Raw genomic sequence first — 14,720 nt, 5'->3', positions numbered from 1 at the left:
TTGCCAGACTGGTAGCAAACTCCTATATTGCTTGGCGAATCTTCGAATGGGGTCGCATCTCGCTCAGGGTCGCATCTGAGGGGAAGGATAGTATGGATATGATGCGCTCCGTGGGCACGCTCACCCGGGCCGATCTGGCCGAGACGATCAACCGCAAGATGGGGCTCTCGCGCGCCGAATCGCTCGACATGGTCGAAGCGATCCTCGGCAAGATGTGCGATGCGCTGGCGGATGGCGAGAATGTGAAGATTTCGGGCTTCGGCAGCTTCGTGCTGCGCGACAAGAAGGAACGCATCGGCCGCAATCCCAAGACCGGGGTCGAAGTGCCGATCACGCCGCGCCGCGTGATGACCTTCCGCGCCAGCCAGCTGCTTAAAGAGCGCATCGCGAACGGCTGAGGACAGACATGGCGACATTCGACGACGGCAAGGAAGCGGGCGCGCTGCGCACCATCGGCGAAGTCGCCAAGGCGACCGGAATCAAGGCGCATGTGCTGCGCTATTGGGAACAGCAATTCCCCATGCTCAAGCCGCTCACCCGCAGCGGCGGACGGCGTTATTACCGCCCCGAGGATGTCGAACTGGTCGAGCGGATCGACCGGCTGGTCAACCAGGAAGGCTATACGCTCAAGGGCGCCAAGGCCGCACTGCGCGGTGCGCCCGACCCGCAGGCCGCAGCGCAGCCGCAGGTGACCACCGCTTCGCCGCCCGCTGTGGATGGCGACCTGCTGGCCCGGCTGAAGGCCATGCGCGCCCAGCTGGTGGCAGCGCTCGACTGACGGTTCGGCGCGGGCGCGTCAGGCGCTCTGGATCGTCGTCATTCTCGCAGACATCAGTGCATATTCGGTCCGGTTGCGGCCCTGCGCCTTGGCGCGGTAGAGCGCGGTATCGGCATTGTGCAGCGCTTCATCGAGCGTCTGCTGGCGGTCCATCACCGAAACGCCGAGCGAGGCGGTGGTCACCAGCCCTTCGATTTCCATCTGCTCGGCAATGCCCGCTATCCGGCGGTGCAGCATATCGGTCAGGGCACGGTTTTCGAAGGTCGGTCCGCAGGGCACCATGACCGCGAATTCCTCGCCGCCCAGCCGCGCGGCGAAATGATCCGCGCCGACTTCCTCTTGCAGGACCGTGCGGATCACGCGCCCGATGCGCTTGAGCACCACGTCGCCCACGGCATGGCCATAGCGGTCGTTGATGGTCTTGAAATGGTCGATATCGATCATGATCACCAACCGCTTGGGCCAAGATGCCTGCTTGGTGTGGGCGAAGAATGCGCGGCGGTTGAACAGGCCGGTCAGGCTGTCGTGATCGGCCATGTGCAGCGCGCGTTCGAGCGAAGTACGCAAATCGTCGCTTAGCCGCCGGTTCTCGACCAGCAATTGCGCCGCGCGCCTGTGGCTGAAGGTCGAGGCATGCGAATAGGCGATGAAGATCAGGAAGAGGATCGCCATGCCGAGCATCAAGGTCAGTCCGCCGGGCGTGCCGGTGATCACCAGGCCCGCGCCGAACGCACCGAGAAACCCGATTGCGAATGAGAAAGCCAACCGCGGGGCGGGCGAGAGCATGGTTGCGATGATGCTCATGCCCACCAGCGTGCCCCCGCCGACCAGCAGGCGCGCGGGATGCAGCGTGGGATAGGCGAGGATCGGGAGCAGGGTGGCCCCCCAGGCCGCACCGCCCACCACCAGCGCCGCGGCGAGCAGGAGGTATTCGCGCGCGATCGGGCGGTCTTCTTCCAGCGCGGCGCGCAAGCGCGCGAAGGTGGTGCGCGTGCCGACCATGGCGACCAGCCGGAAGATCAGCGGAAAAACGAAATAAATCGCGGTCGGCAGGAAAATCGCGGCGACGGCAGTGACGATCCAGCAGGACATATTGGCCAGGACCGAACGCTGCTCGGTATCCACCAGTGCCTTGAGGACGGCGCGCTGGACCTCGTCGCGACCGGGCACCGGGGCTGCTTCAGGAAGCTCCTGGTCGGTCCGCATCTCCACGAGTGCGCGGTCGTCCTTCCTAAATCTTTTCATGGTTGATGAATGTTTAGCGGCGCCGCTTTGGAAGGGGGTTAGCGCGCGCTAAGGGTTTGTCCCTAGGCTAGGGCCCGAGGGCAGGTTCTTGCCGGCCCCGAGGGACCGCACCCGGTCACTCCGCCGCGAGCAATTCCTCGGCCCCGCCAAGATCGACGCTGACCAGGCGGCTGACGCCCTTTTCGATCATCGTGACGCCGAACAGGCGGTGCATGCGGCTCATCGTCACCGCGTTATGCGTGACGATCAGGTAGCGGGTCTGCGTTTCGCGCGTCATCGCGTCGAGTAGGTCGCAGAACCGGTCGATATTGGCATCGTCCAATGGCGCGTCGACCTCGTCGAGCACGCAGATCGGCGCTGGGTTAGTCAGGAACAGCGCGAAGATCAGCGCCGTGGCGGTGAGCGCCTGTTCGCCGCCCGACAGCAGCGTGAGCGATTGCAGCTTCTTGCCCGGCGGCTGCGCGAAAATCTCCAGCCCGGCTTCCAGCGGATCGTCGCTGTCGATCAGCGCCAGATGCGCCTCGCCGCCCTCGAACAGGCGCATGAACAGCCGCTGGAAATGGTCGTTGACCTGTTCGAAGGCAGCCCGCAGCCGCTCGCGGCCCTCGCGGTTGAGATTTCCGATCGACCCGCGCAGCCGGCTGACCGCTTCGCGCAATTCCTCCTGTTCCTCGACATTCGCGCCATGCTCGCTCTCGATCCGCGCGAGTTCCTCCGATGCAACGAGGTTGACCGGACCGATCCGCTCGCGGCTGGCGGAAAGCCGGTCCATTTCATCGCTCTCGGTCTCGGCCGACTTGATCGCGTCTTCGTCGAATTCGAAGCGCTGCGGCAGCAGCGGGGGCGGGCACTGGAACCGCTCGCCCGAAATCCGTGCCATCTCGATCCGGCGGCCGTCCTGGCTTTCCGCGCGGGCAGAAAGGCCGGCGCGGTTCTCGCGCGCTGCGGCCAGCGCCTCGTTGGTCGCGGTGAAGCCGCGGTCGGCCTCCTGCGCCAGCGCATTGGCTTCGGCGACCGCCTGCTCGGCTGCGGCCAGCTCGCGGGTCAGGCGCTCGCGTACCTGGTCGCCCTGTTCGATTTCGCGCATCAGCCCCTCGGGCTTGGCCGCGATGACCGCGCGCTCCTGCGTGATTTCCTCGGCGCGGGTTTCCATCTCGGACAGCCGCCGCGCGGCATCGCCGCTGCGCGCCTGCCAATTGGCCATGTCGCTGCGCTGCGCCGAGGCGCGCTCGCGCGCCACCGCCAGTGCCTGGTCGTGCGCCGCCAGCGCGGCAGCGCGCGCCTGCATTGTAGTGCGCGCGGCTTCGTTCTGCGCGCGGGCGGCCTCGAGCGTGGCGCGCCCCGCCGCAGGGTCGGGCAGCGCATCGCGCTTGGCCTCGGCAGCGGCAAGATCGGCCTGCGCCGCGGCGACCAGCTCGCCATGCTCGGCCTCGCTCCGGTCCAATTCTTCGAGCCGCGAGGCCAGCCGCTCGCGCGCGGATTCGGCCTGGTCGAGCGCGCGCAGCGCCTGCCGCTCGGCCTCCGCCGTCCCGGCCAGTTCGCGCTCGGCGGCGACCAGATCGCGCTGCAAGCGCGCCAGTTCCTCGCTTGCCGTATCCATCGCCGTCTGCGCCGTGGTCGCCGCGTCGCGCAGCACGGGCAGGTGCGCGTCGAGCTCGGCAAAGCGGTTCTCCGCTTCCAGCCGCGCGGCTTCAGCCGATCCTTCGCCATGTACGACAAGCCCGTCCCAGCGCCGCAAGCGCCCATCCATCGTGACCAGCGAGTGCCCCGGGGCGAGCGTGCGCCCGTCATCGGCCTCTGCCACATGCATCAGCGCCAACGGCGCGCGCAATTCCTCGGGGCAGGTCTCGACATGCGCGGAGAGGCTGTCGGCGACGGGCGAGGGGGCCGCAGCCCCGGTCCAGTAGCGCCCTTCGGCATCGCCTTCGGGCAGGCCGAGCAGAGCCTTGCCGTCGCGCCCCAGCGCTGCTGCGACCGCGCGTTCATAGCCCTTCGCCGCGCGCACACCGTCGATCGCCTGTTGCCGTCCGCTGCGCTTGGCCGCGGCGCGTTCGCGCGCTTCGCGGTCGCGGGTAAGCGCTTCCCATTCGCGCTGGACGCCCGAAAGTTCGGCGCGCGCTTCGGAGAGGGCGGATGCGGCGCTGTCGCGGCTGGCCTGCAGCTCGGCCTTGCGCGCCTGCATCTCCTCGAGCGTGCGGCGCCGGTCGGCCAGCGTCCGGGCCGTTTCCTCGGCCGCGGCCTTGGCGGCACCGACATCGGCGTCGGGATCCTCGCCCGCCAGCGCCGCGCGGCGTTCGGCCATCCGGCGCCCCTCCGCCGCGGCGCGGTCGAGCCGGGTCCTGATTTGCGCGATTTCCGCTTCGGCGACGCGCCATTCGGCCTCGACCCCGGCGTTGTCGGCGGTGGCGCGCGCCAGCGCGAGTTCGGCGGCGCGGCTGTCGCGCTCGGCCTGCTCATGCGCGCGCTCGAGCGCGGGGCGTCGTTCTTCATCGCCAGCCAGCACCTGTTCGCTTGCCGCCAGCTCGCGTTCGAGCCGGGACAGCGCTTCGGCGGCATCCTTGGTCAGCCGGTCGGCTTCGCCGCGGTCGGCCTCGAGCCGCGCCTGCTGCCGGTCGAGATCGGCGAGCCGCTGCTCCGCCGCTTCGAGTTGGCTGCTCAGCGCCGCCATCCGGTGGCCATGCGCGCTGGCATCGTCGCGGCGGTCGGCCTGTTCGTCGCGCGCTTCGGCCAGCGCCTCGGCGGCACTGCGCTGCGCTTTCTGCGCCGCATCGGCTTCCTGCTGCGCTTCGGCCACGCGCGCATCGGCCTGCGTGGCGGCGGCCTTGGCTTCCTCCGCCGCGGCAGCGGCTTCGCGCCAGCGCGCGAACACCAGCCGCGCCTCGGCGCTCTTTATCTCGTCGGACAGTTTCTTGTAGCGTTCGGCCTGCTTGGCCTGCCGCCGCAGCGAGGCGATCTGGCTGTCCAGCCCCGCCATGATGTCTTCGAGCCGTTCGAGATTGGTCTCGGTCTGCCGCAGCTTGCTTTCGGCATCACGGCGGCGGACGTGGAGACCCGCGATCCCCGCCGCTTCCTCGAGCATCTGGCGGCGTTCGGTCGGCTTGGCGGCAATGACCTGTGCGATCTTGCCCTGGCTGACCAGTGCCGGGCTGTGCGCGCCGGTCGCCGCATCGGCGAAGATCAGCGCCACGTCCTTGGCGCGCACGTCGCTGCCGTTGAGCCGATAGGCGCTGCCCGCGCCGCGCTCGATCCGGCGGACGACTTCCATCTCGTCGCCGTCATCGTTGGCGCCCTGCAATACGACTTCGGCGAAATCGCGTTGCGGGCGGCTTTGCGTGCCCGCGAAGATGACGTCTTCCATCCCGCCCGAGCGCATCGATTTGGGCGAGTTCTCGCCCATCACCCAGCGGATCGCCTCGAGCAGGTTGGACTTGCCGCAGCCATTGGGGCCGACGACTCCCGTCAGCCCCGGCTCGATATGCAAGGTGGCAGGTTCGACGAAGCTCTTGAAGCCGCTCAACCGGAGCTTCGAGATGCGCATCGTCGTCCTGTCCCCCCGGCGCCGGACTTACCTGGCGCCGGCGCGCTGGAGGATGGGTTCCAGCGCCGCCCAGGTGTTGGCATCGACATCGCGGCCGTTCAGCTTGAAGGTCGGCGTGCCCGAGATGTTGTATTCCTGACTGTAGCGCTGCGTGTGATCGGCCTGTTCCTCGAGCTTGGCGACATCGGCCAGGCACTGGCGGCCCTGGTCTTCGCTGATCCCGCGCGCCGCGAAGAAATCGAGATAGCCGAGCTGTTCGGCAGCGACCACGAAGCGTTCCTCCATCGGGCGCTGCATGGCGGCTTCGAAAGCGGCCTGGTTGGTCTGGACCGGTTCCATGATGCTTTCGAAATTGCCCCAGACCTGGTCCGACAGCGGGATGACCGCGGAGGCGGGGCCGCATTGCGTCAACCGGCCCAGCATCAGGTCGATCGGCCCGTGGATCGCGAACTGGCGCAGTTCGAAGCTGACCACGCCGCTGTCGACATATTCCATCAGCGGTTCCGCGCCTTCCATCGAGAAGCGCGCGCAGGTGCCGCAGGTGAGCGAGCCGTATTCGATCAGCTTGAGCGGCGCGTCGGGATTGCCGACCAGCGTGCCGCCGTCTTCGGTCATGACCGCGGTGGTGCGCCATTCGCTGCCTTCGGGCGCGGGGATGGCGGCGATCGCTTCGCTTTCGATGTCGCCGGTTTCCTCGGCTGAGGACCCACAGGCGGCGAGCGCCAGGGCGAGCGGGGCGGCAAGGGCGAAACGCAGGGTCTTGGTCATGAATATCCTCGTGTCTGGACTGAAGAGGCTAGGCTCGGGGGTGCAGCCGTGAAAAGGCGGAGGCAGGCGTATCCACAGGGCTTTCCCCCGAAAACCGGTTCGAACGCGGTCAGATGGCGTCCTTGAGCTGCTTTTCGAGCGTGGGCCAGTCATGCGTACCCTCGAGCAGCTTGCCGTCGAGCACGAAGCTGGGCGTGCCGGTGATGCCATAGCGTTCGGCATCCGCAGCCGAACGGTCGGCCATCGCATTGGCCTTGGCCTCGTCCGACAGGCAGCGGTTCATCTCGGCGCGCGAATAGCCGCGCGTTTCCATGATGTCGTAGAAATCGAGATCGCTGGCGATCGCCTGCAAGCGGGCCGAAAGCGAACCGAACTGCCAGCGCGATTTCTGGGCCTGCGTCGCGGTGCGCGCCTTTTCGATCCATTCGTCGTAGCGATAGGTGATCGCTTCGTGATTGCGGCCGAATTTCTTCGGGTCGCCGCAATGCGTAAGCAGTGCCGCGGTCAGATCGACCGGGTCGCGGATCAGATGGCGGATTTCATAGCTGATCTTGCCCGTGGGGACATAGGCCAGCTTGAGCGCGCCATCGCCCCGCCGCGCGAATTGCGCGCAATGCGAGCAGGTGTAGCTCATGAATTCGATGAGCTTGGTCTCGGCGGCGGGATTGCCGAAGCGGTGCCCGCCGTCGGTCCGGTCGAGCATGGCCGCCCAATTGCCGCCCGGCAGGACCAGCCGTTCCTGCGCGCTGGCGGTGATCGCCAGCGTCCCGGCCCCAGCCAGCGCCAGCGCGGCCAATGTCAGCTTTTTCTTCGTCACGTGTCCTCGTTCCCATTCTCTTGCGATCCCATGCTGCGCGCCAGCGATTCGAGCACGGTGCGCAATTCGGGGTCGCCGATGTCGCGCAGGCTGTCGCCCAATTCCATCGGAATGGGCTTGAGCGATGGCGGCGCCTTGGGTTTTTCCCTGTCGGGCGGCGGCTTAACCTCGCCTTGCCGCAGCTTGATCCGCGCGACCGCGCGATAGCCGAAGAAGCGGTTCACCCGCTCGATGATCTCGGGCAGCACCTGCTGCACCAGCGGCGCATGCGCGGGTTTGACCACGAGATGCATGATTCCCTCCGCTTTCTCGCCGGGGGGAAAGCGGATCATCTCGGGCGTGCAGACGCGCGCATGGGTCGGGCCGACGATTTCGGGCCAGCGGCTGACGACCGAGCTCTGGACGAAGCCGAACCGGCGAAAGGCGCTGCGCCCGATCTGCGGCATCAAGTCGCTGATCGGCTTGGCCAGGCCCCCGCGCGGGCGGGAATACTGGCGGCCGCGCGCGCCCTTGTTCGAGCCCGGCGTGCCGGATCTGGTGGTGTCGCTTCCCATGGTGCGAAAGCTCATGCCATAAGCGCGCCGTGGCCGCTACTGTCTCCGAACATCTGCTCGACTGGTACGATGCGCATGCACGCGACCTGCCATGGCGCGTGCGGCCCGGTGCTGCGCCTCCTGCCGACGGGAGCTGGCCGTACCGGGTGTGGCTGTCCGAAGTGATGCTGCAGCAGACCACGGTGGCGGCGGTGAAACCTTATTTCGAAGCCTTCACCACGCGCTGGCCGACGGTCGAGGCGCTCGCCGCCGCGCCCGAGGAGGACGTCATGGCGGCGTGGGCGGGGCTGGGCTATTACTCGCGTGCGCGCAATCTGGTGCAATGCGCCCGCGCGGTGGCGCGGCGCGGCGGGTTTCCGCAGACCGAAGCGGAATTGCGCGAATTGCCCGGGCTGGGCGCCTATACCGCTGCGGCGGTTGCCGCGATCGCGTTCGGGCAGCGCGCGGTGGTGGTCGATGCCAATGTCGAACGCGTGGTCGCGCGGCTGTTCGCGATCGAGGCGCCGCTGCCGGGGGCGCGCAAGCCGATCCGCGTAGCCGCCGATGCGATCACGCCCGATCACCGCGCGGGCGATTTTGCGCAGGCGATGATGGATCTCGGCGCGACGATCTGCACCTCGCGCGATCCCAAGTGCCTGCTGTGCCCGCTCAGCCAGGCCTGCCGGGGCCGCGCGGCGGGCGATCCGGCGCGGCTGCCGGTCAAGGCGCCGAAGAAGCCCAAGCCGCTGCGGCAGGGGCAGGCCTACTGGATCGAGCGCGAGGGCGCGGTGTGGCTGGTGAAGCGCGCGGGCACGGGCATGCTCGGCGGAATGCGCGCGTTGCCCGATGACGGCTGGAGCGCGCGCGGCGACGGATCGGGGGAGCCGCCGTTACAGGGCGTGTGGGAAAGCGCGGGGCTGGTGCGTCACACCTTCACGCATTTCGCGCTCGAACTGTCGGTGCACATCCAGCGCGATGCACCGGCGGCCGGGGGTAGCGGCGAATGGTGGCCGCTCGACCGCCTCGACGAAGCGGGGCTGCCGACATTGTTTGCCAAGGCCGCGCGGCTGGCGCTGGCAGATTAGATAAACCCGCCGCCCAGTGACAGGCGGATCGTCGCGATCAGCAGCACGACGATGCAGAAATTGCGCCCGCCATTGCTCGACGACATCTGCCCTATCAGGATGCCCACCACGATCAGCGGGAGCGCGAACCAATTGGCCCAGCCGAGCATCGGAATGGTCGCCGGAATGACGATTACGAGCGAGACGATCCCGAACAGGATGGAGAGGATGTTGAGCATGTGTTCTACATAGATAGGACACCGCGCTTTGACAACCGTTTCGATTCGCAATTGACGCTCCCGCATGCGTCCCGCACAAACGCGCGCACATACAGATACGGAGAGATACGCATGGCCTTTCGCGAGTTCGACACCCCCCAGGTCTCCCGCCGTGCGCTGCTGCGCGGGGGCGCGTGGCTTACGGCCGGCGCAGCGCTGGCGGGCAATCCGATGGGCCGCATGGCGCTGGCGCAGGGCGGCGCGGCGAACTGGCAGGCGGTCACCGCGATGGTCGACAAATACGTGTCGGAACGCAAGGTGGCGAACATGGTCGCCACGCTCGGCTGGGGCGCGCGCGATCCGCAATATATCGCCCGCGGCACGCTGGCGCTGGGCGGCCCGGTCAAGGCCGATGCCGACAGCCTCTATCGCATCTATTCGATGACCAAGCCGATCACCGGTATGGCCGCGATGATGCTGATCGACGAGGGCCGGCTCGGCCTCGACCAGCCGATCGCCGAACTGCTGCCCGCCTATGCCAATATGCAGGTGCAGAAGACCTATGACGGGTCGGTCACCGATGTGGTCCCGGCGGAACGGCCGATCACCGTACGCCAATTGCTCACGCATACGGCGGGGCTTGGCTATGGCATCGTCCAGAAGGGGCCGATCACCACGGCCTATACCGATCAGGGGCTGATCCCCGGACAGGTGAGCCGCATCCCGATCCCCGGCATCGGCCGCGCAACCCCGGTCGAGGGGCTCGATGTCTTCGCCGACCGGCTCGCCACGCTGCCGCTGGTGCTGCAGCCGGGCAGCAAGTGGAGCTATTCGGTCAGTCTCGACCTGCTCGGCCGCGTGATCGAAGTCGCCTCGGGCATGGCGTTCGACGAATTCCTGCATAAGCGGATCTTCGAACCCGCCGGCATGACCAGCACCTGGTTCACCGTCCCCGCAAGCGAAGTGGGGCGCTTCACGACCAATTACGGCATCATGAATGGCACGCCGATCCCGATGGATCCGGCCAAGGCGTCGATCTATCTTGACAAACCGCCGTTCCCCTTCGGCGGCGCGGGGCTGGTGTCGAGCCCGCGCGATTACGACCGCTTCCTCAAGATGCTGCTCGGCTACGGCGTGATCGAGGGCAAGCGCGTGATGGGCGAGCTGGCGGTGCGCGTGGGTACGTCCAACCTGCTGCCCGAAACCGCCACCACCGAAGGCACCTGGGTCGAAGGCCAGGGCTTCGGCGCGGGCGGACGCGTGACCGACGGCGCTTACGGCTGGGGCGGCGCGGCAGGCACGATCGCTTTCGTCAATTACAAGGCCGGGCTGCGCGCCAACCTGATGACCCAGTACATGCCGTCGGACAGCTATCCCATTCACGAAGGTTTCCCCGAAGCGGTGACCGCCGATCTGGCCACGATGCAGGGGGCGAAGGCGTAAACCGTGCTGTCGTTTACCGGGTCGCGGCTCGACCGCGCCGATCACGTCCGCGCCGATCCCAAACGGCTCGCGGGCTATATGAACTGGAAGGCGCGGGTGCTCACGCTCGACGGGCTTATGCCGTCGCTCGACGATGCCAACCGGCTGGTCTGGGGCACGCTCGCCGATGTACCCGAGGATGCCGAATTGTGCTTCCTCGGACTGGATGAGGGCAAAGCCTGTTTCGCCGCGGTCCCGCCGCGCGGCGATGCGACCCCGCGCATGGCGAACCCGCAGCTGTGGTCGCTGATGTCCACGCTGCAACCCGACGATCTGGCGATATATGGCGGCGCGCGCAGCCTTGCCGACTGGCACGCACGGCACCGTTTCTGCGCGCAGTGCGGCGGCGACACCAAGCTCGCCAAGGGCGGCTGGCAGCGCAATTGCACTGCCTGCGAAGCCAGCCATTTTCCGCGCACCGATCCGGTCACGATCATGCTGGTGGAACATGAAGGCCGGCTGATGCTGGGCCGCGGGCTCGGCTGGCCCGAAGGGCGCTTCTCCGCGCTCGCGGGCTTCGTCGAGCCGGGCGAAAGCATCGAGGAAGGCGTCGCGCGCGAAGTGCTCGAGGAAGCGGGCGTGCGCGTGCGCGACGTGACCTATGTCGCCAGCCAGCCATGGCCCTTTCCCAGCCAGCTGATGATCGGCTGCCACAGCCATGCCGACAGCGACGAGCTGACGATCGACGAGACCGAAATGGCCGAAGTCGAGTTTTTCACGTGCGAGCAGGTCGGTGCGGCGCTGGAGGGCAACGGTCCCTTCGTCGCCCCGCCGCCGCATGCTATAGCGCATCACCTGCTGCAGTGGTGGATGGAAAGATGAGCGAACCCAGAACCTTGCGGATCGATATCTGGTCCGATGTCATGTGCCCGTGGTGCCTGGTCGGCTGGGGCAGCCTGCAAAAGGGCCTCGCGCAGCTCGAGGGCGAGATCGAGGCGGATATCCGCTGGCATGCCTTCGAGCTCAATCCAGACATGCCGCCCGAGGGCGAGGAAAGCACAGCGCACATAGCGCGCAAATATGGCTCGACCCTCGAGCAGTCCAAGGCGGTGCAGGGGCGCATGCGCGAAGCGGCGCAAAACGCGGGCGTATCGCTCGATTACCAGGGCAGCGATCCCGAACCGCCGCGGTGGATGTGGAACACCTTCGATGCGCACAAGCTGCTGACCTGGGCGGGCGAGGCGCACGGCCCGGAAAAACAGACCGAGCTCAAACTCGCTCTGTTCGAAGCGCATTTCAACCGGCGGCGCCAGATCGGCGACCACGCGGTGCTGCTCGACGTGGCGGACAGCGTCGGCCTCGATCGCGCGGCAGCCGAAGCCGCGCTGGCAAGCGAGGAATGGGCGCACAAGGTCCGCGCCGAGGAACGCGCGGCATGGGATTTCAACATCACCGGCGTGCCTGCGATGATCGTGGAAAACAAGTTCATGATCCCCGGCGCGCAGCCACCCGAAGCCTATGCCGACGCGCTCCGCCGGGTGGCACAAAAGACCGCCGCCTGAACGCAAACGCCCCGCCGGTGAGGGCGGGGCGCTCGGTCATCGGGCGCGTCTGAAAGCTCAGCCGCGCGAATCCTGGATGGCAGACAGCGTCTTGTCGCCCTTCTGCGCGTCCTGCGCGGGATTGTCCGAACCCGTTTCGGGCTCGCGGTTTGCGGGATCGGTCGCGCGGTTGAGTTCACCCCGCTTGCCGACCTGGCGATTGACTTCGCCGCCGGCCGAGCCCTGCTGCGAGGGGGTCGCATTCTCGGTCATCTCGGCGATCAGTTCGTTGTCGGGATGGCGTGATTGGCGTTCGGGCATATGCGTTTCTCCTTTGCCCAACCAACGGGGCGGCCTGCCCGGATGTTCCGAGAAGGCGCGGGTCAGGCGGCCCGTACCGAGTGGACGAACCCGCGCGAACTCGCATCGAGCGCGCGGGCGGTCCCGTCGAGCTGGTCGGCCGAGGTCAGCACCTGCGCGGCCGCCGCGCCCGTACCGCGCGCCATGTCGCCGATCTGCGCCAGATTGGTCCCCACCGCGTCGACGCCATTGGCGGCGAGGTCGAGATTATGGGCCAGTTCGCGGCTCGACAGCGATTGCTCGTCCACCGCCTGCGCGATCGCGGTGGCGGTCATTTCGACCTCGCGGATGCGTTCGCCGATCCGTGCCAGCGCCTCCACGCTTTCGCGCGTCACCACCTGCATGCCGACGATCCGGCGCCCGACATCGCCGGTCGCTTCGCGCGTCTGGCGTGCCAGCTCCTTGACCTCGCTCGCCACCACTGCGAAGCCGCGTCCGGCCTCACCGCCGCGCGCTGCCTCGATCGAGGCGTTGAGCGCGAGCAGATTGGTGCGGTCGGCAATCGCGCCGATCATGTCGACCACTTCGCCGATCTCCTCCGCCACATTGGCAAGGTCGGCCATCTTGCGGTCGGCCACTTCGGTGGTCTGGCGTGCATCCTGCACCACGCCCGCCGAATTGCCCGCCTGCCGCCCGATCTCGGCGATCGACATGGCGAACTGGTCGCTGGCGGAGGCGGCCGCGGTCACCCCGACCTGCGTTTCGGCCATGTCGCGCGAAACCTGTTCGACGAAACCGATGGTGCGCGTCGCGGCGCCTGCCATGTCGGTCGAGGTTGCCTGCAGCTCGCGCGCGGCCTGCGCCACGCTGCCCACCGCTTCGCCCACGCCGCCCTGAAAATTGTCGACCAGCCGCCGCAGCACTGCATTCTGCTCGGTGCGCGCCTTGCGCTGCAGTTCGGCCAGCGCATCGGCGCTTTCGCGGAACACCACCAGCGCACGCGCCATTTCGCCGATCTCGTCCTCGCGGCCCGTGGCGGGGATGGCGATAGACCGGTCGCCGCGCGCCAGCCGCGTCATCGCGCCGGTGATCTCGGACAAGGAGCCGGAGACCTGCCGCGACAGGCCGCGTGCGCCGGCGATCACCAGCACGATGCAGCCCGCGATCATCGTCAGCGCCAGCACGATCGCCCATGTGCCCAGCGTGTCCAGCGCCTGCTGCGCGGCGTCGGCCTGCAGCCGCAGCGTGGTCTCGATCTCTTCGGCCTGCTGGGCAAGCTGGCTGCCCGAAATATCGATCGCACCGGCCAGCGCGTCACCCGTGGGCGAGGGGCCATGCGCATTGATCGAGGCCTGCAGCGCGCGCAGTTCGGGCGCGAACCCCTCGACCTGCGTCACCAGCCATTCCATCTGCTCACGCGACTGGCTGCCGCCGCCGTCGAGCGCGATCGTGGCGTCGATCTCGCTGCGTGCCTGGTCGAGCGTGGCAAAGGCCGAGGCGATCATCCGGGCCTCGCCCTCCGCCGCATAGCGCGAGGCGAAATAGCGGCTTTCGGCGATCGAGGTTGCCAGTTGCGAGGCGGCCAGCGCGCGCGAGGCGCTGACCGAAGCATCGCCCGCACGCGTCGACAGCACCGCCAGCGTGCCGCCCAGCAGCAGGCCCAGTAGCGTGAGGATGAGTGTAAAGGAAATGGCGAAGATCCGCACCTTGCCCGCGATGCTCGCGCGCATGTGCGCTAACCGGCCAGCCAGTCGGCGACGCGGCGCGGGGCGCTCGTCGGCGGGCGGGGGCAAGGCGGTGGCGGGCTCGACGGGCGGCTGCTCGCTATCGGCTGCGCGAGCGAAAGCGTGGGCGAAATTCGGCTGGGCGGTCATCGGGAAAGCCATGTGATTGGTGATGGCGCCCGATTACGCGCCAGCCCTTACCAAGGCGTAAACCATGACCCGAAAAAGCCCATAAAACCAATGACTTAATTCAGAAACGTCGCGGTCGCGTCGATGTCATAAGTCTTTGAATTCAGGCATTTGCGTGATGAAGCGCGATTTTCAGATCAAGCCCAGCCGTTCGAGCTTGCCCGCCAGCTTGCCGGGCAGCGCATCGCCGATGTCCTCGCCCGGTGCCAGGTCGCGCGGAACCTCGCCCTTGAGATAGCGCCAGCCCTGGTGCGCGCGCTTGGGGCGCGGGTGGACGCGGACCAGTACCGGTTCGAGGTCGATCGACCAGCGCCCGTCGGGGGTTTCGCTGAACCCCAGTATCTCGCTGCGCGCGACGATGCTGTGCTGGTGGATCCAGAACAGCGAACCGCCGATGCACTGTTCCCACTTCGTCGGGCGATAGCGCGTGGTCAGATTGGGGCTGCGCCGCGCGGCGTACCAGTTCTCGATATCGGCATAACTCTGCGCACCGAAGGCGATCTTGGTCAGGTTGAGCGGCATGGGGGTGAGATAGGGCATACCAGCGAAACCTCAACTCCCCCGTCGCCCCGGACCTGATCCG

Annotated in this window: 15 protein-coding genes; 6 read left to right on the top strand and 9 right to left on the bottom strand. The window is 67.6% G+C overall.

The annotated features are described in order from the left end of the window. The first annotated feature begins 98 nt into the window (after nucleotides 1-98). Nucleotides 99-398, top strand: coding sequence for an integration host factor subunit alpha (locus tag VWN43_RS08840; RefSeq protein WP_197458094.1), 300 nt, complete (start codon nucleotides 99-101; stop codon nucleotides 396-398). Nucleotides 399-406: 8 nt separating this feature from the next. Next, nucleotides 407-778 (top strand): MerR family transcriptional regulator, encoded by a 372-nt coding sequence (locus tag VWN43_RS08835; protein WP_320182016.1) that lies wholly within the window; start codon nucleotides 407-409, stop codon nucleotides 776-778. 18 nt (nucleotides 779-796) lie between these two features. Here VWN43_RS08835 and VWN43_RS08830 read toward each other — a convergent pair whose 3' ends face one another. The 5 genes from VWN43_RS08830 to VWN43_RS08810 form a co-directional block, all read right to left on the bottom strand. Further along, entirely contained in the window at nucleotides 797-2,023 is a 1,227-nt protein-coding gene (locus VWN43_RS08830) for a GGDEF domain-containing protein (RefSeq protein WP_320182017.1), read from the bottom strand. A gap of 115 nt (nucleotides 2,024-2,138) precedes the next feature. Continuing rightward, complete coding sequence (locus VWN43_RS08825; protein ID WP_320182018.1) at nucleotides 2,139-5,561, bottom strand: AAA family ATPase; 3,423 nt, start codon at nucleotides 5,559-5,561, stop codon at nucleotides 2,139-2,141. A gap of 27 nt (nucleotides 5,562-5,588) precedes the next feature. Next, nucleotides 5,589-6,329 (bottom strand): thioredoxin domain-containing protein, encoded by a 741-nt coding sequence (locus tag VWN43_RS08820; RefSeq protein ID WP_320182019.1) that lies wholly within the window; start codon nucleotides 6,327-6,329, stop codon nucleotides 5,589-5,591. A gap of 109 nt (nucleotides 6,330-6,438) precedes the next feature. Beyond that, on the bottom strand, nucleotides 6,439-7,146 hold the full coding sequence (locus VWN43_RS08815) for a thioredoxin domain-containing protein (protein ID WP_320182020.1): 708 nt from the start codon (nucleotides 7,144-7,146) through the stop codon (nucleotides 6,439-6,441). Beyond that, nucleotides 7,143-7,715, bottom strand: a complete 573-nt coding sequence (locus VWN43_RS08810; RefSeq protein WP_420493531.1) for a DUF721 domain-containing protein — start codon at nucleotides 7,713-7,715, stop codon at nucleotides 7,143-7,145. The genes VWN43_RS08815 and VWN43_RS08810 overlap by 4 nt, the downstream gene beginning before the upstream one ends. A gap of 14 nt (nucleotides 7,716-7,729) precedes the next feature. Here VWN43_RS08810 and VWN43_RS08805 point away from each other — a divergent pair, with 14 nt between their 5' ends. Beyond that, nucleotides 7,730-8,764 carry an A/G-specific adenine glycosylase gene (locus tag VWN43_RS08805; protein ID WP_320182021.1) on the top strand — a complete coding sequence of 345 codons (1,035 nt, stop codon included), beginning with the start codon at nucleotides 7,730-7,732 and terminating at the stop codon, nucleotides 8,762-8,764. Here the strand turns inward: VWN43_RS08805 and VWN43_RS08800 are convergent. Continuing rightward, on the bottom strand, nucleotides 8,761-8,982 hold the full coding sequence (locus VWN43_RS08800) for a hypothetical protein (protein ID WP_320182022.1): 222 nt from the start codon (nucleotides 8,980-8,982) through the stop codon (nucleotides 8,761-8,763). The genes VWN43_RS08805 and VWN43_RS08800 overlap by 4 nt on opposite strands. Before the next feature lie 111 nt (nucleotides 8,983-9,093). On the opposite strand from VWN43_RS08800, the gene VWN43_RS08795 reads away from it, so the two are divergent. From VWN43_RS08795 to VWN43_RS08785, 3 genes are all read left to right on the top strand, one after another. Beyond that, on the top strand, nucleotides 9,094-10,404 hold the full coding sequence (locus tag VWN43_RS08795) for a serine hydrolase domain-containing protein (RefSeq protein WP_320182023.1): 1,311 nt from the start codon (nucleotides 9,094-9,096) through the stop codon (nucleotides 10,402-10,404). A gap of 78 nt (nucleotides 10,405-10,482) precedes the next feature. Next, nucleotides 10,483-11,265 carry an NAD(+) diphosphatase gene (nudC, locus tag VWN43_RS08790; RefSeq protein ID WP_320182100.1) on the top strand — a complete coding sequence of 261 codons (783 nt, stop codon included), beginning with the start codon at nucleotides 10,483-10,485 and terminating at the stop codon, nucleotides 11,263-11,265. Next, complete coding sequence (locus VWN43_RS08785) at nucleotides 11,262-11,945, top strand: DsbA family oxidoreductase (RefSeq protein WP_320182024.1); 684 nt, start codon at nucleotides 11,262-11,264, stop codon at nucleotides 11,943-11,945. The genes nudC and VWN43_RS08785 overlap by 4 nt, the downstream gene beginning before the upstream one ends. A gap of 57 nt (nucleotides 11,946-12,002) precedes the next feature. Here the strand turns inward: VWN43_RS08785 and VWN43_RS08780 are convergent, their stop codons facing one another. The 3 genes from VWN43_RS08780 to VWN43_RS08770 all read right to left on the bottom strand — a co-directional run bounded on the left by VWN43_RS08780 (nucleotide 12,003) and on the right by VWN43_RS08770 (nucleotide 14,659). Next, nucleotides 12,003-12,245 carry a hypothetical protein gene (locus tag VWN43_RS08780; RefSeq protein WP_330767237.1) on the bottom strand — a complete coding sequence of 81 codons (243 nt, stop codon included), beginning with the start codon at nucleotides 12,243-12,245 and terminating at the stop codon, nucleotides 12,003-12,005. 62 nt (nucleotides 12,246-12,307) lie between these two features. After that, entirely contained in the window at nucleotides 12,308-14,098 is a 1,791-nt protein-coding gene (locus VWN43_RS08775) for a methyl-accepting chemotaxis protein (RefSeq protein ID WP_320182026.1), read from the bottom strand. 171 nt (nucleotides 14,099-14,269) lie between these two features. Next, complete coding sequence (locus VWN43_RS08770; RefSeq protein ID WP_253514930.1) at nucleotides 14,270-14,659, bottom strand: DUF1489 family protein; 390 nt, start codon at nucleotides 14,657-14,659, stop codon at nucleotides 14,270-14,272. Nucleotides 14,660-14,720: the final 61 nt, after the last annotated feature.

This window comes from Qipengyuania sp. HL-TH1 (assembly GCF_036365825.1).
Taxonomy (GTDB): domain Bacteria; phylum Pseudomonadota; class Alphaproteobacteria; order Sphingomonadales; family Sphingomonadaceae; genus Qipengyuania; species Qipengyuania profunda.
This window is presented reverse-complemented; position numbering and strand designations above follow the sequence as displayed.